Source organism: Buchnera sp. (in: enterobacteria) (assembly GCF_056343165.1).
On the sequence record NZ_JBWHTS010000001.1, the window covers coordinates 223,313 to 243,089 of the forward strand.

Here is a 19,777-nt window from a genome sequence, read left to right on the forward strand (position 1 = left end):
ATGGATATACAAGTGATTATTGTAAAAGTTGTTTTGCCTATTCCAATTAGACAATATTTTAAGTATTTTATACCCGATTTTATGTATCCTATTATTGGGGGGCGAATTTTAGTTCCTTTTAATTCTAAATATATAATAGGTATCGTAGTTTCTGTTTATAAACAAGATGATATAAATCGATTAAATCTGAAATATGTTAAATTATTGATTGATAACAAATCACTCTATACAGGTATAATGTTAAACATCATAAAGTGGATAAGCAAAATTTATCATTGTCCTATTGGAAGTTTATTTTTTTCTATTTTACCAAAGATTTTACATTCTAATTATGTGATAAAAGATAAATATATTTATGAGTGGAGTATAACAAAAAAAGGTCAAGAATTAGAATTAAAATATTTTAAAAAAAGAAACAGACAATTATATGCTTTGCTTTGTTTAAAGAAAAATAACATTTTAAGCACGGAATTAAAAAAATATAATTTATCTCAAATTATTTTAAAAAAATTAGAAGTTCAAGAATTATGTAAAAAAAATGTTTATCATAAATTTTTTTCTGAAAAAAAAATATTAAAATTTAAAAAAAAATTTTTTTTAAACAAAAAAACGTTAATGGTTTTAAATGATATTCTAATAAAGAAACATTTTTCATCTTGGTTATTAACCCAGATTAATTTATATTCCAGAGTCAAGTTTTATTTAGGTTTAATTCGTTCAGTCTTATACAAAGATATGCAAATTTTAATTTTAGTTCCTTACATTAAAAACATAAATATAATTTTATTTTTTTTAAAAAAATATTTTGACGTATCTATTGATATAATACATTCAAAATTAACCGGTACTAAATACTTAAAAAATTGGATTAGAACAAAAAACGGTGAAAATTCTATTGTTATTGGAACAGGAAAAAGTATTTTTTTACCTTTTTTAAAATTAGGTGTTATTATTTTCCTTCAAGAACATAATATAAAATATAAAAATACTGATCAATGTAGATACAATATTAGAGATTTAAGTGTATTAAGAGCATATAAAGAAAACATACCTATCATTTTAGATTCAGAAACTCCTTCATTAAAAACTTTATATAATATTTTACATAAAAAATGTTTTTATATAAAATTGTATAAATATATTCATTTGAATAAATTCAATAATAGCATTATCGATTTGAAAAAAGAAAAAATAAAATTTGGTTTGACATTGACTCTTATCAATGAAATTTATAAAAATTTTCAAACAAAACAAATTTTATTAATTTTTAATAAATTTAGTTTGTTTTTTTTTATATTACAATGTACTAAATGTAATTGGATATTTGAATGTAAAAGCTGTAATAATTATTTAGAAATTAATAAATATCGCAATATTTTATTTTGTAAATTTTGTTTAATTAAAATTAAAAAACCAATTTTTTGTTACAATTGTGGATATTTCTCTTTAGTTATAATCAAAACAGATATAGAAGGAATTAAAAATAAAATCCAAGATATTTTTCCAGAGAGAACTTTATTATTTTTATTAAATAAAAAAAAAATAAATAAAAATACATTAAACATAAAGATTTTTGAATTTTCTATTTCTAGTCCTTCTATTATTATTACAACAGAAGAAATTTCTCAAAACTACTATTTCCCTCATACAAAATTAATTGTTTTAATTTGTATTGATCATTATTTTCTGTCGTTTGATTTTCGTTCTATGGAATACTTTGCTCAATTTTATATTAATTTAAGTCAGTTAACTAAGAGTATAAAAAAATCATTTAAAATATTGATACAAACATCATTTTCTAATGATTTAAATTTAAAAGAAATATCTAATAATGGGTATTTTTTTTTCTCAAGAAAAATGTTATCTTTTAGAAAAAGTTTTTCATTGCCTCCTTGGAGTTTTCATAGTATTGTTTATTCGGAAAGTTTATGCGCGGAAAATAATATATTTTTTTTAAATTTAATGCGTAAAATTTTACAAAAAAAGTCCCTTAAATATAATTGTTTTTTATATTTTATAGGTCCTTGCTACATTTCTTTATTAAAAAATAAAAAAAAATATTTTCATAAATTGTTAATTGAATGTTCTTCACGTTTTCTGCTTAATAAAATGTTAAATGAATGTATTGATTTAATTAGTATTTTTACTATTTCCCAACGAGTCAAATGGTTTATAGATGTTGAATCTATTTAAAATTAGATAAAAAATACATTATTAATAAATAATTATTAATTTTATTTTTACTCATTGAAGTTCTAATAAAATTAGAATAAAATATTTTAATATAAAATATGTAATTCAAATCAATTTAAAAATATTTTTTATTTACATTTAAAAAGAGGCTTTAATGAGTGAATTGAATTTAATTGAAAGATTACGGGATAGAGGTTTAATATCTCATATCACAAATGAAGATAATTTAATCAAGCTCATTGAAAAAAATTCCATTTCTCTTTATTGTGGCTTTGATCCCACAGATGAAAGTCTTCATATAGGTCACCTTTTGCCTTTAATTACTTTAAAAAGATTCCAAATGGCAGGTCATAGACCTATAATATTAATAGGCGGAGCTACAAGTTTAATTGGAGATCCTAGTTTTAAAGAAAAAGAACGTGTTTTTAATTCTAATAACAATATCAATGTATGGACAGAAAAAATTAGCAAGCAAATTTCTTTTTTTTTAGATTTTAATTGTGGGGGAAATAGTGCTTTATTACTGAATAATAATATGTGGTTTAATAAGATGAATATCTTATCATTTCTGAGGAATATTGGAAAATATTTTTCAATTAATACTATGATTAATCGAGCGGCAGTTAAAAAACGCATCACAAGACCAGATCAAGGTATTTCATTTACAGAATTTTCTTATAATTTATTACAGGCATATGATTTTTTTATATTAAACAAAACATATGAGGTGGATCTTCAAATCGGAGGAGCAGATCAATGGGGAAATATTTCTTCAGGAATGCATTTAATAAATCGAAAATCTAAAAAAGAAGCATATGGTTTAACAGTGCCTCTGCTTATTCAGTCTAATGGTGTTAAATTTGGAAAAACAGAATCAGGGACTATATGGTTAGACTCAAACAAAACTAGTCCTTATAAATTTTATCAGTTTTGGATGAATATAGAAGATTCTAATGTTTATTACTTTTTAAAAATCTTCACTTTTGTAAAAATGTCAGAAATTAATAAAAGAGAACAAAAAAAACATCTCCAAAATCAAATTATTCAAGACAAATCTTTTCTTGCAAAGAAGATTACTCAGTTAGTTCATGGAAAAGAACAATTACTAGCGGCCGAAAGGATTACAGAATTTTTGTTTTTAAAAAATATCACTAGTATTAAAGAGTCTGACTTTGAACAATTGCAACAAGATGGCATTCCATTCATTAAAGTTAATAATATAAAAGATTTGCAAGCAGCACTAGTTTTGACTTCATTAGCACAATCTCGCACTCAAGCTAAAAATATGATAATTTCAAATTCAATATCTATTAATACTAAAAAAATCAGAAAAAATCATATTTTTAATAAAGAAGATAAATTATTTGGAAAGTTTACTTTATTATCTAGAGGTAAAAAAAATCATTTTTTATTATGTTGGTAATTTTTTAATTAATTGAAAAACTTTCGCCACAACCGCAAAAGTTTTCTAATTTAGCATTGTAAAATTTAAATGTTTTATTGATTTCATTTTTTTCAAAATCTATTTCAATTCCTTCTAGAAACGGTATATCTTTAGAATATATATATATAGGAATACCTTCATAAGTAAAACTAATTTCTTTTTTGTGTTTTTCTTTTTTAAAATCTGAATATTTTATTAATTTCATGATATAGCGAAATCCTGCACATCCTGATTTTTTTATGCTTATTCTTATTCCTATATTATCAGAACTTAAATTAATCAGAAATAAAATTTGTTTTATAGCATTTTTAGTTATTGAAATTTTTTTCCATGTATTTTCATTTTGTAAATTAATTCTAAATTTTTTATTCATAATTGTCTCTTTTATTAAAAATATATTTGTAGAAATAGAAAAATAATTTTGTTCAAAATTAACTTCTATTATAAATAAGTATTTGTATTTTAAACAATATTCTTTTTATTAATTATTTTATAAATTTTAATGCTATAATTGTTTTCTATTTCTATTCAGAAATATAAAATTTTTTTATTAAATTACATTAATTTTAAAAAAAATTATTTATAATATAAAAATATTGAGGTACAACAATTATATGCAAAATCCAAAAGAGAAAATGGATTTATCGCAGTCTATTTTATCACTGATATTTATTATTTCTATGGGTGTGATAAGTTTTTTAGTAATTCATCCATTTATATTAGGATTTTCTTGGGCTAGTATGATTGTAATCGCCACTTGGCCTCTTATGTTAAAAATACAAAAATTTTCAGGTGGAAAACGTTCAATTGCTGTATTAATTATGATTGTAATTTTACTTCTTTTATTTATTATGCCAGTGTTTTTTTTGGTAAATAGCTTGATTGCAACAAGTATACCTATTATTCATTGGTTCCGTTCAAATGCTCTAGAATTTCCAGAATTAGTATGGTTGCAAGATATTCCTATCATTGGTAAAAAAATATTTATCAGTTATCAGGAATTATTAGATAGTGATGGAGGCAAATTAATTCGAGAAGTAAGACCTTATATGGGACGTACAACTGAATTTTTTATAATTCAAGCTAAAAATTGCGGATTATTTTTTGTACATTTAACACTTATGTTATTTTTTAGTGCTTTATTATATTGGAATGGCGAAAAAATTGGTAATGCTATTCGTCATTTTGCATTTCGACTTAGTGAAAAAAATGGTGAAGCTATTATTTTATTGGCTACTCAAGCGGTTAGAGCTGTAGCATTAGGTGTTGCGGTAACAGCTTTAATTCAAGCTATACTATCCGGAATAGGATTGTTGATTTCTGGTGTTCCTTATTGGGCTTTTTTAATGATAATAATTTTTTTTTCTTGTTTAATACAATTAGGACCCTTGCCTATCTTAATACCTTCAATTACATGGCTTTATTGGAATAATCATACTAATTGGGGTACAATATTATTAATTTGGAGTTGTCTTGTATTTATACTTGATCACGTACTTCGACCATTTTTTATACGTATAGGGGCTGATTTACCAATTTTACTAATTTTATCTGGAGTCATTGGTGGATTGTTAACTTTTGGGATGATTGGCTTGTTTGTTGGTCCAGTGGTATTGGTAATATTTTATCGGTTAATAATATCATGGATGTATGGAATTTCAATTGCATCTTTCTTAGAAAATACATCGTTAAAATAAAATTTTAATTAATATTAATGTTAAGATGATAGATAAAATAAACACTTTTAATTAAATATATTCTAAATTATGATAATATACTAAATGTAATCTATTTATATCTAGCAATCACTAAACAGAAAACTGATCATATTGTATAACTATAATTTCTTTAAGATTTGATCTTCATTTTTTCCTGTTTGAAACTTCTGTTATATTATTTAAAGTATACTATTAAAAATTCTTCTCCCTAATATTATAAAATTTTTTCTATGAAGTATTTTAAAAAAACTATTAGAAATGAGATTATGACTGGTTAGTTTTTTTGATTGTTATGAAATCTTCATATTCTTTCCAGAATAAAAATTCATTTAGAGAACAAAATGAAAAAAACAGATGAACTACGTACAATACGGATTGATCCATTAATAACCCCGGCTGAATTAGCAAAGAAATATGCGATTACTTCAGATATTATGGATACTGTTATTGCTACAAGACAAAATATTGCTCGTATTATGACTGGACAAGATTTACGATTACTTGTTGTGATAGGTCCATGTTCAGTTCATGATCCTATCGCTGCAGTAGAATATGCACATCGATTATATGAATTAAGAGTAAAATATAAAGAACGTCTTGAAATTATAATGCGTACATATTTTGAAAAGCCAAGAACAGTTGTTGGATGGAAAGGTCTGATTTCAGATCCAGATTTAAATGGAACTTTTCGAGTTAATCATGGATTATCTGTAGCTCGTAAATTATTATTAGATATTAATGCATTAGGAATGCCAGCAGCAACAGAATTTCTCGATATGGTCATAGGTCAATTTATCGCAGATTTAATTAGTTGGGGTGCTATTGGAGCAAGAACAACTGAAAGTCAAATTCATAGAGAAATGGCTTCAGCTCTTTCTTGTCCAGTAGGTTTTAAAAATGGTACTGATGGCAATATACGTATTGCAATTGACGCGATTCGTGCAGCAAAAGTTCGGCATTTATTTTTAGCGCCTAATAAAGATGGACAAATGACAATTAATCATACTAGCGGAAATCCATATGGTCATATAATTATGCGAGGTGGTCGTTCTCCTAATTATCACTCTGATGATATTAATTCAGCAATAAAACATTTGCGTGAGTTTAATTTAACAGAACATTTAATGATTGATTTTAGTCATGGTAATTGTTTAAAAGAACACCTCCGTCAAAAAAATGTTTCTAATTCTGTATCGAATCAAATTTATCATGGTTCTAAAGCTATATTTGGTGTTATGATTGAAAGCTTTTTAGAAGAAGGATTTCAAAAAGTAACCAATAATCAACCATTAATATATGGTAAATCAATTACTGACGCTTGTTTAAATTGGAAAGATAGCACTTTAATTATTAAACAATTAGCAGATGCTGTAGATGCTCGTTTTTAATTTATATGCTAGTCAAAAATTTGACTAGCATCGTTTTATCAATTGTAAACTTTTTATAAAAAGATGTCTTTATATTCTTCTATTGATAAAATTATTTTTTATACAAGAACCTATAGCAAGTAAACATTTGATGAATAATTAATTTCATCACGGATAATAAACAATTAATATTTTTAATTATAAGGATTTAAGAATGCCTGTAATAAGATTTTGTGATGGAAGTCAGCAGGTGTACGAGCATTCTGTTTCATTAATAGACATTATTAAAAACAAAGAACCTAATATTATTAAATCTCTTGTTGCGATTTCTATTAACAGTCATTTTTCAAATTTAAATAATTTGATAGAAGAAGATTCTTTTATAGAATTTATTGATAAAAAGAATCATAAAGCATTAAATATTATTCGGTATTCTTGTACTCAACTTCTAAGTTATGCTATAAAAAATATATGGCCTTTATCACAGATCGCTACAAGTAATATTACAGAAAATGGTTTTTATTGCGATGTAGATTTTGAAAGTACAATTTCCGAACAAGATCTTGTTTTATTGGAAAATAATATGAAGAATCTAATAAAAAAAGAATATGATATTTTTAATAAATTAGTTTCTTATTCCAAAGCGAAAAAATTGTTTCAAAAACGTTTTGAAGGATATAAAGTTTCTTTAATAAATAAAAAAAATAGTTGTAAAAATAAAGTGTCTTTGTATTTTCATGAAGATTTTGCAGATATTGATATGGGAATACAAGTTTTTAATATAAAATTTTGTAAATATTTTAAATTACAGAAAATTGGAGGTGTTTATTGGAAAGGCGATAGAAAAAATAAAATGTTACAGCGTATTTATGGTACTGCATGGTCTAATAAGAACGAACTAGATAAACATCTTAACTATTTAAATGAAATAGACAAAAGAGATCATAGAAGGATTGGAAAGTTTCTTCAATTATATCATACACAAGAAGAATCTCCAGGCATGATTTTCTGGCATAATAAAGGTTGGATTATTTTTAACGAATTACAAAACTTTGTTCGATTAAAATTAAAAGAGTATAAATATAAAGAAGTTAAGACACCATTATTAATAGATAAGTTAATATGGAAAAAAAGTGGACATTGGGATAATTATAAAAATGCTATTTTTACTACATCATCGGAGCATCGAGAATATTGTATTAAACCAATGAATTGTCCTGGACATGTACAAATTTTTAATAATGGATTAAAATCTTATCGAGATCTGCCTATCCGAATGGCAGAATTTGGAAGTTGTCATCGTAATGAACCTTCAGGTTCTTTACATGGTTTGATGCGAGTGCGTAACTTCACTCAAGATGATGCTCATATATTTTGCACCAGAGAACAAGTACGTGCTGAAATTAACGATTGTATTAAAATGATATATGATTTGTATAGTTTTTTTAATTTTAAAAAAATATTAGTTAAATTATCTACTCGTCCAGAAAAACGTATTGGAACTGATTCTTTATGGAATGAGTCAGAAAAAGATTTATCTGATATGTTGCTAGAAAATCATTTATCATTTGAATATCAATTAGGAGAAGGTGCTTTCTATGGGCCTAAAATTGAATTTATTTTACAAGATTCTTTAGATCGCAATTGGCAATGCGGCACAATTCAACTTGATTTTTATTTGCCATTACGTTTAAATTCATTCTATATTGATGAAAAAAATAAACGTAAAGTTCCCGTAATCATTCATAGAGCTATATTAGGTTCAATAGAACGATTTATTGGTATATTGATTGAAGAGTGTTCAGGTAATTTGCCAACATGGTTATCTCCAATACAAGTGGTAATAATTAGTATTACTGATGTTAGTATAGATTATGTTCAAAAATTACTTGAAAAATTCTTAAATATGAATATTCGTATAGAATCTGATTTGAGAAATGAAAAAATAGGTTTTAAAATTCGAGAGCATACGTTACGTCGCATTCCATATATATTAATTTGCGGTGAAAAAGAAGTTAATTCTAAAAAAATATCTGTTCGGAATCGAAATGGTCATAATTTCGGAATGATTGATATTGACGTTTTTATTACAAAGTTACAAAAAGAAATTATTACTCGTAACTTTTATCAAATGGAGGAATAAAGTATTAAAGGTGGAAAAAGAATTCAATTAACACGCCCTAATCGAATCAATAGTGAAATACGTGCTATTAGAGTTCGTCTTACGGGCGTTGAAGGTGATCAAATGGGCATAGTAAATTTACGCGAAGCTTTAGAAAAATCTGAAGAATTAGGATTAGATTTAGTTGAAATTAGCCCAAATGCTGAACCTCCTGTTTGTCGTATTATGGATTATGGAAAATTTCTATATGAAAAAAGTAAATCTTCTAAGGAACAGAAAAAAAAACAAAAAGTGATTCAAATAAAAGAAATAAAATTTCGACCAGGAACTGATGAAAGTGATTATCAAGTGAAATTACGTAATTTGATACGTTTTTTAGAAGATGGAGATAAAGCAAAAATTACTTTGCGATTCAGGGGGCGCGAAATGGCACATCAAAAAATTGGTGTTGATATGCTAAATAGAGTTAAAAATGATTTAGTTGAATTAGCAATTGTAGAATCTTTTCCATCTAAAATTGAAGGTCGACAAATGATAATGATTTTAGCTCCTAAAAAGAAATAATAGTTATTAATTAGATTCTTTAGAATTAATAAATAAATTGTTTAAAACGATTTTTTATATTTTTATAATTAAAATGAAATAGTTTATGCCAAAAATTAAAACTTTAAAAAGCGCAGCTAAACGTTTTAAAAAAACTGCGTCCGGTAAATTTAAACGTAAACAAGCGAATTTACGTCATATTTTAACAAAAAAAACAACATCAAAAAAACGTCATCTTCGTCCTAAGATTTTAGTGTCTACAGGAGATATAGATCGAGTTAAATCTTTTTTACCATATGCGTAAATCAACTTATTTTATTAAGATTTTACGAATAGGAGAGCATAAATGGCTCGTGTGAAACGTGGGGTAATTGCCCACGCTCGTCATAAAAAAATATTAAAACAAGCAAAAGGCTACTATGGAGCTCGCTCACGTATTTATAGAGTTGCTTGTCAAGCAGTAATTAAAGCTGGTCAATATGCTTATCGTGATAGACGACAACGCAAACGACAATTCCGTCAATTATGGATTTCACGTATTAACGCTGCTGTTCGTCAAAGCAAAATGTCTTATAGTAATTTTATTTTCGGATTAAAAAAATCTTCAATTAATATTGATCGAAAAATATTGGCTGATCTTGCTGTATTTGATATTTTTTCATTTAATGCATTAGTAAAAAAATCAAAAGAAGCTTTATTGTAAATATCAAATTTGATATAAGAGGGGAAATCACTCTCCCCTCCACTTCAAATAATTGATAATATATAATGAAATTTTTTTATATATTTAAAATTTAAAATTATTAGTCTAAACTTATTAGCCTAAGTAAAATAAGCTTCCTTTATGGGAGCTTTTTAGTATCTTAAATATAAATTCAAAATTAATAAAATAAAAAGTCCATAAAATGTTAAATTTAAACCAATTTTTTGAAATTATTCAAATGAATATAAAAAATTCAAAAACAATAGAAGAAATAGATGAAATTCGTGTTAAATGTTTAGGTAAAAAAGGCACATTGACTTCTTATATGAAAAAATTAAAAAATTTTTCTCTTGAAGAAAAAAAGAAATACAGTATTATCATAAATAAAAAAAAACAAGAAATCATCAGTAAAATTAATCAAAAAAAACAAAAATTAACCGAGTCTATTTTAGAAAAACGTATTAAATCAGAAAAAATTGATGTGTCCTTACCTGGACGTCGTATTGAAAATGGTTATTTACATCCTATAACAAATGCTATTAATTATATAAAAAATTTTTTTTTAAAATTAGGTTTTCAATCCATAAATAGTCCTGAAATAGAAGATGAATATCATAATTTTGATGCTTTAAATATTTCTAAAAATCATCCGGCTCGAGACAATCACGATACTTTCTGGTTTGATAATGTTCGATTGTTAAGAACTCAAACTTCAAGCATGCAAATACGTATTATGAAAAAAGAAAAACCTCCAATTCGATTTATTTTTCCTGGAAAAGTGTACCGTAATGATTATGATATTACACACACACCTATGTTTCATCAGATTGAAGGTTTAATAGTTGATAAAAATATTAATTTTTCTAATTTAAAATGGATCATATACGAATTTTTATATGATTTTTTTGGAAAAGATGTTTGTATTAAATTTCGTCCATCTTATTTTCCTTTCACTGTGCCTTCTGCAGAAGTGGATATTATTGATCATCATGGAAAACCTTTAGAAATATTAGGATGTGGAATGGTGCATCCTAATGTTTTAAAAAATGTTGATGTTGATTCAAGCATATATTCTGCTTGCGCTTTTGGTATAGGTATTGAAAGAATGATAATGTTACGCTATGGAATATCCGATATCCGATCTTTTTTTGAAAACGATATAAGATTTTTAAATCAATTTAAATATAATTAGTGAGATAAAATGAAATTTAGTGAAAACTGGTTACGTGAATGGATAGATCCTAATGTTGATAGCAAAATTTTACATGAGCAAATTTCTAGTGCGGGTATTGAAGTGGAATGTATTCAGCGTTTTGAGTCTGAATTTCAAGGTGTTGTAGTTGGAAAAATTATTCAGTGTGTTTTTCATGCGGAGTTTAATAATTTAAAAATTTTAAAAGTAGATATAGGTAAAAAAAAATTATTAAACATTGTATGTAGAGCACCTAATTGTTTTAGCGGTATAAAAGTAGCAGTTGCTACTATTGGTTCTACGTTACCTAAAAACATTGTAATTAGTAAAAGATTTATAAAAGGAGAGTTATCTGAGGGAATGCTATGTTCTTTTTTTGAATTAGGTATTTTTTTGAACGATAACAAAATTATTCAGTTTCCTGAAACAGTACCTATAGGAATAAATGTCAATGATTATTTTTTATTAAATGATAATATCATCAAAGTTTCCGTTACCTCAAATCGTCCAGATGGTTTAAGTATTTTAGGTTTATCACGTAATATAGCAGCTATAAATAATTTAAAAATATCTCCTTTAATATATAAATCAGTTCCTGTAATTATTGATCAAAAAATTGACGTTGATATTCAATCGAAAAAAAAATGCATGAATTTTCTTGGAAGAGTTATTAAAAATATTGATATAAATGTTGATACACCTTTTTGGATGAAGAAAAAATTGTTTTTTTCTAATTTTTTATCAGAAAATGTTATCATCAATATTATTAACTACGTACTAATTGAACTTGGACAACCATTAAACGTATTTAATTTAGATCATATAGAAGGTTCTATTATAGTTCGCATGGCAAAAGATAAAGAAAATATATTTTTAAAAAATAATATTACAATAAGTTTAAATAAAAATATATTGGTTTTTTCTGATAGAAATAAAATATTGTCTCTTCCTGGAAATATTAACGCTAATATTATTGATATGAATGAAAATACTAAAAATATATTTTTAAGTTCATCTTTGATTAATCAAACATCTATTCCTTATATTATAAAAAAATTTAATTCTAATAAAACGCTAGAATATTACAATTATGGTGTTGATTCATTGCTGCAAAATTATGCTATCGAATATGCTACTGATTTAATTATAAAAATATGTGGCGGTATTTCTGGACCTATTAGTGGAAAAAAAATAAATTTAGTTACATGCGATAATACAATAAGATTAAATCATAAAAAATTAAATAAAATAGCAGGATTTTTAATTGATCCAACTATTATTTCAAATATTTTATGCAATCTTGGTTATAATTTAAAATTTCAAGAAAAATTTTGGGATGTTATCCCTCCTAGTTGGCGATTTGATATACTCATTGAAGAAGATGTAATTAGTGATATACTTCGAATATATGGATATAATAATATTTTTTCAATTCCATTAAAAGAATGTGTGAATTATGTTAAAAAAAGTGAATTAACAGATTCTTTATTAGATAAATCTGCTATTATATTGACTCATAAAGGTTATTATGAAGTTATAAATTATGGTTTTATTGATCCTAAAATACAAAATTTAATTTTCTCAAATAAAAAAAATTTGTTATTATCTAATCCTATTTCTCAAGATATGTCATGTATGCGGATCTCCTTATGGCCTGGTTTACTTAAAAATATTTCTTATAATAAAAATCGTCAGCAACGAAGTATTCGTATTTTTGAAAGTGGACTCTGTTTTGCAATAGATAAAACAGAAAATCTTGGTGTTAAACAAGAAGTTTTTTTGGCAGGAGCTATAAGTGGTAATTATATTGAAGAAAATTGGTTTTATAAAATAAGAAAAATGGATTTTTATGATTTAAAAGGTGACTTAGAATCTGTATTAGAATCATTATGCAAATTAAACGATATAGAATTCCGATGTGAAACGATATCTGGATTACATCCAAAACAAAGTGCATCTATATATTTTAAAAATTTTTTAATTGGCAGTATTGGCGCTATTCATCCAAGGTTAGAAACCGAATTAAATATAAATAGTCCTACTTTTTTATTTGAAATATCACTAAGTAATTTTTCAGATTTAAAGCCATTAAAAATCCGCGAGATTTCAAAATTTCCTACTATTCGACGTGATATTGCAATATTAATATCAGAAGATATTGCCGTCTATACTGTTATTGAAAAATGTAAAAAGTTTTTTATTAATCAAAAAGTAGAAATTAATGTATTTGACGTATACTCTTGCAAAGAATTTAATAATAATAAAAAAAGTTTAGGAATTAGTTTTATTTTTCAAAGTCAAACAAGAACTTTACAAGATAATGAGATTAATTTAATGATGAACGATTGTATAGGAGTATTGAAGAGAAAATTTCAAGCCATCTTGAGGAAATAAAATTATGGTACTTACAAAATCTGAAATTTCGGAAAATTTATTTGAAAAATTACAATTAACTAAAAAAGAATCAAAAAAATTCGTAGAATTTTTTTTTGAAGAAGTTAGAAAATCCTTAGAAAAAGGAGAAGACGTCAAATTATCTGGATTTGGCAATTTTCAAGTTAAGAATAAAAAATCTCGTCCAGGTAGAAATCCCAGAACAGGAGAAGTTTTTCTTATAACAGCTAGACGAGTGGTTACATTTAAAGCCGGTCAAAAGCTAAAAAGTAAAATTGATAATCATCTAATCAAAAATAATGATTGCTTAAATCATTAAAACATTTTTTAAAAAAGAAGCACAGCATGCAACTTTCTGATTTTTCTTTTAATATACCAAAATCACTTATATCTTTTTATCCTTGTTCTATTCGTAGTAAATGTCGTTTGATGGTTGTATATGGACATACTGGAATGTTATCTCATAAACATTTTTTTGACATTGTCAATGAAATTAATTCTGGTGATTTAATTATTTTAAATGATACTCAAGTTATTCCTGCTCGTTTATTTGGATATAAAGAAAGTGGAGGAAAAGTTGAAATTTTAGTTGAAAAAATATTAGATCTGAATAATATACTAGTAAGAATCAGAAATTCTAAAAATATCAATATTGGAACTTATATTTTTTTTGGATATAAAAAAAAAATAAAATGTTCTGTTATTGATCATAGTAATTCTTTTTTTAAAATATTTTTTCATAATAATATTGATTCAGCTATTGATATCATTAACAATATTGGAGAAATTCCTTTACCACCTTATATTAAAAGATTTAAAAATAAACTGGATTTTGAATTATATCAAACTGTATATAAAAAAAAAATAGGTTCTATAGCAGCACCCACCGCTGGATTGCATTTTGATTTAAATTTATTAGATACATTATATAATAAAGGTGTAGATATAGATTATATAACTCTTCATATAGGTTCCGGTACATTTCAACCTGTTAGAACAGATAAAATAGAAGAACATGTCATGCATTCTGAAGCGGTTGAAGTTTCTTCTTCAGTAATTAAAAAAATTCAATCTTGTAAAAAAAAAGGTGGTCGTATTATTGCAGTTGGTACCAGTACACTTCGTGCTCTAGAAAGTGCATATCATTCATATGCATGGTATAAAAATCAGGATTTTATCAGCAATACTGATATTTTTATATATCCTGGTTATAAACATAATATTGTTGATGCATTAATTACTAATTTTCATTTTCCTAATTCAACATTGATTATGTTAGTTTCTTCTTTTTTAGGATATAAAAATACAATGAATGCTTATCATGAAGCAATAATAAATAAATATAATTTTTTTAGTTATGGTGATGCGATGTACATAACTTATAATAAATTAGCTCCGTATGAAAAGTTTATCGTTTAGTATTTTTCAACAATAATTTATAAAAATATTATCAGAATTACGGAGAAGAAATGAATTTTCAAATTTTACATCAAGATGGAAATGCTAGATATGGTATATTTAATTTTAACAAAAAAATAATAGAAACACCTATTTTTATGCCAGTTGGCACTTATGGTTCGATAAGAAGTATTAGTTCAGAAGAAATTGAAAAAACAGGAAGTAAGATTATTTTAGCTAATGCATTTCATTTGCATTTTAGACCTGGAACTGAAATAATAAAGTTACATGGAACTTTACATGATTTCATGCATTGGACAGGACCTATTCTTACTGATTCTGGAGGATTTCAAGTTTTTAGTCTTTCACGATTTTGTAAAGTTAATGATGAGGGAGTTCTTTTTCGTAATCCTATTAATGGAAAGAATTTTTTCTTAACTCCCGAAATTTCTATGAAAGTCCAATTAGATTTAGGTTCGAATATTGTTATGGTTTTTGATGAATGTATTCCATATACAAAAGATTGGGAAAGAACAAAAAATGCAATGGAAAGATCACTAAATTGGGCAAAAAAAAGTCGTTTGTATTTCGATTTATATAAAAATAAAAATTTATTATTCGGAATTATTCATGGAGGAATATATAAATCTTTACGTGATGTATCTTTAAAAGAACTAGTTAAAATAGATTTTGATGGATATGCATTAGGTGGTTTAGCTGTTGGAGAACCAAAAAAAGAAATGTATAAATTATTAGAACATGTTTGTCCTCAAATACCAAAAAATAAACCTCGATATTTAATGGGTGTAGGTAAACCAGAAGATTTAATCGAAGGGGTAAATCGTGGTGTAGATATGTTCGATTGTGTTATACCTACTCGAAATGCTAGAAATGGATATTTATTTGTCAAAAATGGTATCATTAAAATTAGAAACAAAAAATATAAAGAAGACTTATCTTGTTTAGATAGTACTTGTACTTGTTATACTTGTAAACATTATACTCGTTCTTATTTACATCATTTAGATGCCTGTAATGAAATATTAGGAGCCCGTTTAAATACTATACATAATTTACATTATTATCAGACATTGATGTTTAATATAAGAAATGCAATAAAAAAAAATAAGTTTAGTGAGTTTATGTTTAATTTTTATCAGCAAAAAAATAAAATTGATTTTGAATAATATAATTTTAGGGAGCAAAAATAATGTTTTTTATTCAGAACGCTAATGCTGCAGTAAATGAAACATTGTCAAGTAGTAATTCATATTCTTTAATATTCATGGTTATAATATTTTTGCTAGTGTTTTATTTTATGCTTTTTCGTCCTCAACAAAAAAAAGATAAAGAACATAAAAATCTTATGAATTCTCTTGCTCAGGGAGATGAAATTATAACAAATAGTGGCTTATTAGGACGTATAAAAAAAATTACAAAAAATGGGTATATTTTACTTCAATTAAATGATACTACTGAAGTTTTTATAAAAAAAGATTTTATAGCATCATCGTTACCTAAAGGCACTTTAAAATCTTTATGATTTTTGTTTTTAAATTAAACTATATTTAATAGTAACTTTTTTTTTGAAAATATTTAATATAAATAAGAAAAATCTGCTATTATAAAAAATATTTTTTTCAAAGTATTTAATAAAAGTAATCGATTTAATCGAATTCTAGAATTCGAATCATGTATTTTTACTTTATCAAAAAAATTACATATAGGTTTTTCAAAATCTTTTATCTTTTTTAAGATATCCGTATATTTTTTCTCTAAAAATAAATTTTTTGTATCAATATTAAATCTATTTATACAATTGAATAATATAATTTCTTCTGTTTCTTTCATAAGTTTGATATTAATATGTCCAGTAATCTTTTCATTTTCTTTTTCTAAAATATTAGATATTCTTTTGATAGATAATATTATTGATTTTGAAGATTCTGATTTTTTAAAAAAAGATATAGCTTGTATTTTGTTATGAATATCTATTAGTTCAGTTGATTTATATGATAATACTGATTTTATAATTTTTATATCATACCCTGTTTCCTCATACCAATAAAATAGTCTTTTCATTAAAAATTCAAGAATTTTATTAGATAAAATTAAATTATTAGAACTTTTATTACAATATAGATCAACGCTTTTATCAATCAAATCTTTTAAATTTAAGGATATATTTTTTTCTATAATAATACGTATTATTCCTATAGATAAACGTCTTAATGCAAATGGATCTTTGTCTGAACTGGGTATATTCCCAATGTAAAACATTCCTGATAAAGTATCTATTTTATCAGCAATTGATAATGCGCAACCTATAGAAGTACATGGAATTTTATCACCTGAAAAAGATGGTAGATATTGTTCTTTAAGAGCAATAGCAACATCTTTTTTTTCTTGTTCTGCTAAAGCATAGTACATACCTATTGTGCCTTGTAGTTCTGGAAATTCATATACTACTTGAGTTACAAGATCACATTTAGATAAAAGTGCGGCTCTAATTGAATCTTTTATATTGCTGAAATTATATTTAGCAATCCATTCTATAAGTAATTTGAGACGCAATGTTTTTTCATACAATGAGCCGAGTTTATTTTGGAATAAAACTTTTTTTAGAGATGAAAGACGATCTTCTAATTTTATTGTTTTATCATTTTTAAAAAAAAATTCAGCATCCGAAAGCCGTGCATGCATTACTTTTTGATTTCCTATAATAATTTTTTCTGGTTCTTTTGAATTAGTGTTAGAAACAAAAATAAAGTGCGGAAGAAGTTCTTGTTTAGAATCATATATTGGAAAACATTTTTGTTGTTTTTCTATAACATATATTATTATTTTTTTAGGTATTACAAGAAATTTTTTTTTAAAATTAACTAAAAGTGCCATAGGTGATTCTACTAAAGAAGTCACTTCTTCAATTAAAAAATCATTATTTTTTATAAAACCGTCGACTTTTTTTGCTGTTTCTTGAATTTTTTTTATAATTATTTCTTTTCGATTTAAATAATTAGCGATAATGTTATTTTTCTGAAACAGAATGTCTGGATAATCATTTGCATCTCTAATTTTTATTTTTTCTTCTTTATTAGAAAGATGATTTTGAAGAATATTATTAGAAGAAATATTAAATACTTTTCCTGCTATTTTTTGATCTCCCAATAGAATTACAATATTACGAATAGGACGAAAAAATTTCTGATTATACTCGTTCCATCGCATATGTTTTTTGATAAAAATGTTTTTAAGAGCTAATTCAGTCATTTTAGCAATTAGTAATTGAATAGTTTCTTGTTTTTTTTTGGTTTGATACAATAACCATTCACCTTTTTTATTTTTTAAACGACTAGCTTGTTTTATATTAATTCCACAATGTTTTAACCAATGAATAGCAGCTTTTGTTAAAGATCCATTTTCTTCATAAGCATGGATTATAGATGGACCCTTTTTTTTTATTTCTATAAATTTTTCTGTTGTATCAACATCTATCACTTTTAACGCAAGTCGTCTTGGAGTAGAAAAGTTTTGTATTTTTTTATATTTAATATTATAAGAATTTAATTCCTTAATAAAATTTTTATAAAAAGATAAAGATATTTTTTGAAGTAGCCTAGAAGGCAATTCTTCAGTTCCAATTTCAATTAATAGTGTTTTTTCTGTCATTTTCTTCTCTTTTTTTATGACATAATGGAAAACCTAATTTTTTTCTTACATTTAAGTATTTTATCGCTACTTGGGTAGTTAACTTGCGAATGCGTAAAATATAATTTTGACGTTCGTTTGAAGACAAAACTTTTCTGGCATCTAATAAGTTAAATATATGATTAGATTGCAATATTTTTTCATATGATACTAATAATAAGGGTTTTTTTAAATTTATTAATTTTTTTGCTTCTAATTCATATTGTTCAAAAGAATTAAATAAAAAACTAATATCAGAATATTCAAAATTATATTGTGATTGTTCTTTTTCATTTTGACGAAAAATATCACCATAAGTTATTTTTTTATTATTATGTGTATTCCAAATTAGATCGTATACATTTGATTTATTTTGCATATGCATAGCAATTCTTTCTAAACCATATGTTATTTCTACAGTTACAGGATTACATTCTAATCCGCCCACTTGTTGAAAATAAGTAAATTGAGTAATTTCCATACCATTCAACCAAACTTCCCAGCCAATGCCCCAAGCACCTAATGTAGGATTTTCCCAATTATCTTCCACAAAACGTACATCATGTATTTTTTCATCTATATCTAATAAATTTAAAGAATTCAAATAAATGTTTTGGATATTATCCAAGGGAGGTTTTATGATAACCTGAAATTGATAGTAATGCTGTAAACGATTAGGGTTTTCTCCATATCTTCCATCAGAAGGACGACGACAAGATTGTATATATGCAGCATTAATTGGTTCTGGTCCAATAGTACCTAAAAAAGTGATATTATGAAATGTACCTGCTCCTATTGGTAGATCTAATGGTTGAAAAATAGTACATCCTTGTTCCAACCAGTATTTTTGTAAAATTGCAATTAAATTATAAAAATTATTATGATAATTTTTCATTGTGGATCCAGAAAGGATATTAAAGATATATGTATATTTTTATAAAAATTTTTTATACCGTATATTTTTTAAATTTGTAAAATAATTAAAAATGTATTTTTTTAAAAGAATACAATGTTAT

17 protein-coding genes are annotated in these 19,777 nt (G+C 24.9%); 14 read left to right on the forward strand and 3 right to left on the reverse strand.

Annotated elements, in window-relative coordinates:
• The first annotated feature begins 12 nt into the window (after positions 1-12).
• Positions 13-2,193: a replication restart helicase PriA gene (priA, locus tag ACTP5B_RS01185; protein WP_464829266.1), complete on the forward strand. Its 2,181-nt coding sequence runs from the start codon at positions 13-15 to the stop codon at positions 2,191-2,193.
• A 154-nt stretch (positions 2,194-2,347) separates the two neighbouring features.
• Positions 2,348-3,616, forward strand: coding sequence for a tyrosine--tRNA ligase (gene tyrS / locus ACTP5B_RS01190; protein WP_464829267.1), 1,269 nt, complete (start codon positions 2,348-2,350; stop codon positions 3,614-3,616).
• 4 nt (positions 3,617-3,620) lie between these two features.
• Here the strand turns inward: tyrS and ACTP5B_RS01195 are convergent, their stop codons facing one another.
• A complete protein-coding gene (locus tag ACTP5B_RS01195) occupies positions 3,621-4,010 on the reverse strand; it encodes a HesB/IscA family protein (protein WP_464829269.1) in 390 nt (129 codons plus the stop codon).
• 241 nt (positions 4,011-4,251) lie between these two features.
• On the opposite strand from ACTP5B_RS01195, the gene ydiK reads away from it, so the two are divergent.
• From ydiK to yajC, 12 genes are all read left to right on the forward strand, one after another.
• Positions 4,252-5,334, forward strand: coding sequence for an AI-2E family transporter YdiK (ydiK, locus tag ACTP5B_RS01200; RefSeq protein WP_464829270.1), 1,083 nt, complete (start codon positions 4,252-4,254; stop codon positions 5,332-5,334).
• 362 nt (positions 5,335-5,696) lie between these two features.
• A complete protein-coding gene (locus ACTP5B_RS01205) occupies positions 5,697-6,743 on the forward strand; it encodes a 3-deoxy-7-phosphoheptulonate synthase (RefSeq protein ID WP_464829271.1) in 1,047 nt (348 codons plus the stop codon).
• Between the two features lie 193 nt (positions 6,744-6,936).
• Positions 6,937-8,865: a threonine--tRNA ligase gene (gene thrS, locus ACTP5B_RS01210; RefSeq protein ID WP_464829273.1), complete on the forward strand. Its 1,929-nt coding sequence runs from the start codon at positions 6,937-6,939 to the stop codon at positions 8,863-8,865.
• 3 nt (positions 8,866-8,868) lie between these two features.
• On the forward strand, positions 8,869-9,408 hold the full coding sequence (gene infC / locus ACTP5B_RS01215) for a translation initiation factor IF-3 (protein ID WP_464829414.1): 540 nt from the start codon (positions 8,869-8,871) through the stop codon (positions 9,406-9,408).
• An 85-nt stretch (positions 9,409-9,493) separates the two neighbouring features.
• Positions 9,494-9,691: a 50S ribosomal protein L35 gene (gene rpmI / locus ACTP5B_RS01220; protein ID WP_464829274.1), complete on the forward strand. Its 198-nt coding sequence runs from the start codon at positions 9,494-9,496 to the stop codon at positions 9,689-9,691.
• Between the two features lie 42 nt (positions 9,692-9,733).
• On the forward strand, positions 9,734-10,090 hold the full coding sequence (rplT, locus tag ACTP5B_RS01225) for a 50S ribosomal protein L20 (protein WP_464829276.1): 357 nt from the start codon (positions 9,734-9,736) through the stop codon (positions 10,088-10,090).
• Positions 10,091-10,292: 202 nt separating this feature from the next.
• Complete coding sequence (gene pheS / locus ACTP5B_RS01230) at positions 10,293-11,282, forward strand: phenylalanine--tRNA ligase subunit alpha (RefSeq protein ID WP_464829278.1); 990 nt, start codon at positions 10,293-10,295, stop codon at positions 11,280-11,282.
• Between the two features lie 9 nt (positions 11,283-11,291).
• Positions 11,292-13,676 carry a phenylalanine--tRNA ligase subunit beta gene (pheT, locus tag ACTP5B_RS01235; RefSeq protein ID WP_464829280.1) on the forward strand — a complete coding sequence of 795 codons (2,385 nt, stop codon included), beginning with the start codon at positions 11,292-11,294 and terminating at the stop codon, positions 13,674-13,676.
• 4 nt (positions 13,677-13,680) lie between these two features.
• On the forward strand, positions 13,681-13,995 hold the full coding sequence (locus ACTP5B_RS01240) for an integration host factor subunit alpha (RefSeq protein WP_464829281.1): 315 nt from the start codon (positions 13,681-13,683) through the stop codon (positions 13,993-13,995).
• A gap of 26 nt (positions 13,996-14,021) precedes the next feature.
• The gene (queA, locus tag ACTP5B_RS01245; RefSeq protein ID WP_464829283.1) at positions 14,022-15,095 is read left to right on the forward strand and encodes a tRNA preQ1(34) S-adenosylmethionine ribosyltransferase-isomerase QueA; all 1,074 of its coding nucleotides are present in this window, start codon (positions 14,022-14,024) and stop codon (positions 15,093-15,095) included.
• A gap of 50 nt (positions 15,096-15,145) precedes the next feature.
• Positions 15,146-16,261, forward strand: coding sequence for a tRNA guanosine(34) transglycosylase Tgt (gene tgt / locus ACTP5B_RS01250; RefSeq protein ID WP_464829285.1), 1,116 nt, complete (start codon positions 15,146-15,148; stop codon positions 16,259-16,261).
• Between the two features lie 20 nt (positions 16,262-16,281).
• Complete coding sequence (gene yajC / locus ACTP5B_RS01255) at positions 16,282-16,617, forward strand: preprotein translocase subunit YajC (RefSeq protein ID WP_464829416.1); 336 nt, start codon at positions 16,282-16,284, stop codon at positions 16,615-16,617.
• 53 nt (positions 16,618-16,670) lie between these two features.
• Here the strand turns inward: yajC and glyS are convergent, their stop codons facing one another.
• Both glyS and glyQ read right to left on the reverse strand, forming a co-directional pair.
• Positions 16,671-18,743, reverse strand: a complete 2,073-nt coding sequence (glyS, locus tag ACTP5B_RS01260) for a glycine--tRNA ligase subunit beta (RefSeq protein ID WP_464829287.1) — start codon at positions 18,741-18,743, stop codon at positions 16,671-16,673.
• Positions 18,718-19,656: a glycine--tRNA ligase subunit alpha gene (gene glyQ / locus ACTP5B_RS01265; protein ID WP_464829289.1), complete on the reverse strand. Its 939-nt coding sequence runs from the start codon at positions 19,654-19,656 to the stop codon at positions 18,718-18,720. Before glyQ ends, glyS begins: the two co-directional genes overlap by 26 nt.
• Positions 19,657-19,777 lie beyond the last annotated feature (121 nt).

Bases quoted from the DNA above. Each gene is read 5' to 3' on its own strand.
- tyrS (WP_464829267.1), top strand. From the start codon at position 2,348: ATGAGTGAATTGAATTTAATTGAAAGATTACGGGATAGAGGTTTAATA.
- ACTP5B_RS01195 (WP_464829269.1), bottom strand. From the start codon at position 4,010: ATGAATAAAAAATTTAGAATTAATTTACAAAATGAAAATACATGGAAA.
- ydiK (WP_464829270.1), top strand. From the start codon at position 4,252: ATGCAAAATCCAAAAGAGAAAATGGATTTATCGCAGTCTATTTTATCA.
- ACTP5B_RS01205 (WP_464829271.1), top strand. From the start codon at position 5,697: ATGAAAAAAACAGATGAACTACGTACAATACGGATTGATCCATTAATA.
- thrS (WP_464829273.1), top strand. From the start codon at position 6,937: ATGCCTGTAATAAGATTTTGTGATGGAAGTCAGCAGGTGTACGAGCAT.
- rpmI (WP_464829274.1), top strand. From the start codon at position 9,494: ATGCCAAAAATTAAAACTTTAAAAAGCGCAGCTAAACGTTTTAAAAAA.
- rplT (WP_464829276.1), top strand. From the start codon at position 9,734: ATGGCTCGTGTGAAACGTGGGGTAATTGCCCACGCTCGTCATAAAAAA.
- pheS (WP_464829278.1), top strand. From the start codon at position 10,293: ATGTTAAATTTAAACCAATTTTTTGAAATTATTCAAATGAATATAAAA.
- pheT (WP_464829280.1), top strand. From the start codon at position 11,292: ATGAAATTTAGTGAAAACTGGTTACGTGAATGGATAGATCCTAATGTT.
- ACTP5B_RS01240 (WP_464829281.1), top strand. From the start codon at position 13,681: ATGGTACTTACAAAATCTGAAATTTCGGAAAATTTATTTGAAAAATTA.
- queA (WP_464829283.1), top strand. From the start codon at position 14,022: ATGCAACTTTCTGATTTTTCTTTTAATATACCAAAATCACTTATATCT.
- tgt (WP_464829285.1), top strand. From the start codon at position 15,146: ATGAATTTTCAAATTTTACATCAAGATGGAAATGCTAGATATGGTATA.
- glyS (WP_464829287.1), bottom strand. From the start codon at position 18,743: ATGACAGAAAAAACACTATTAATTGAAATTGGAACTGAAGAATTGCCT.
- glyQ (WP_464829289.1), bottom strand. From the start codon at position 19,656: ATGAAAAATTATCATAATAATTTTTATAATTTAATTGCAATTTTACAA.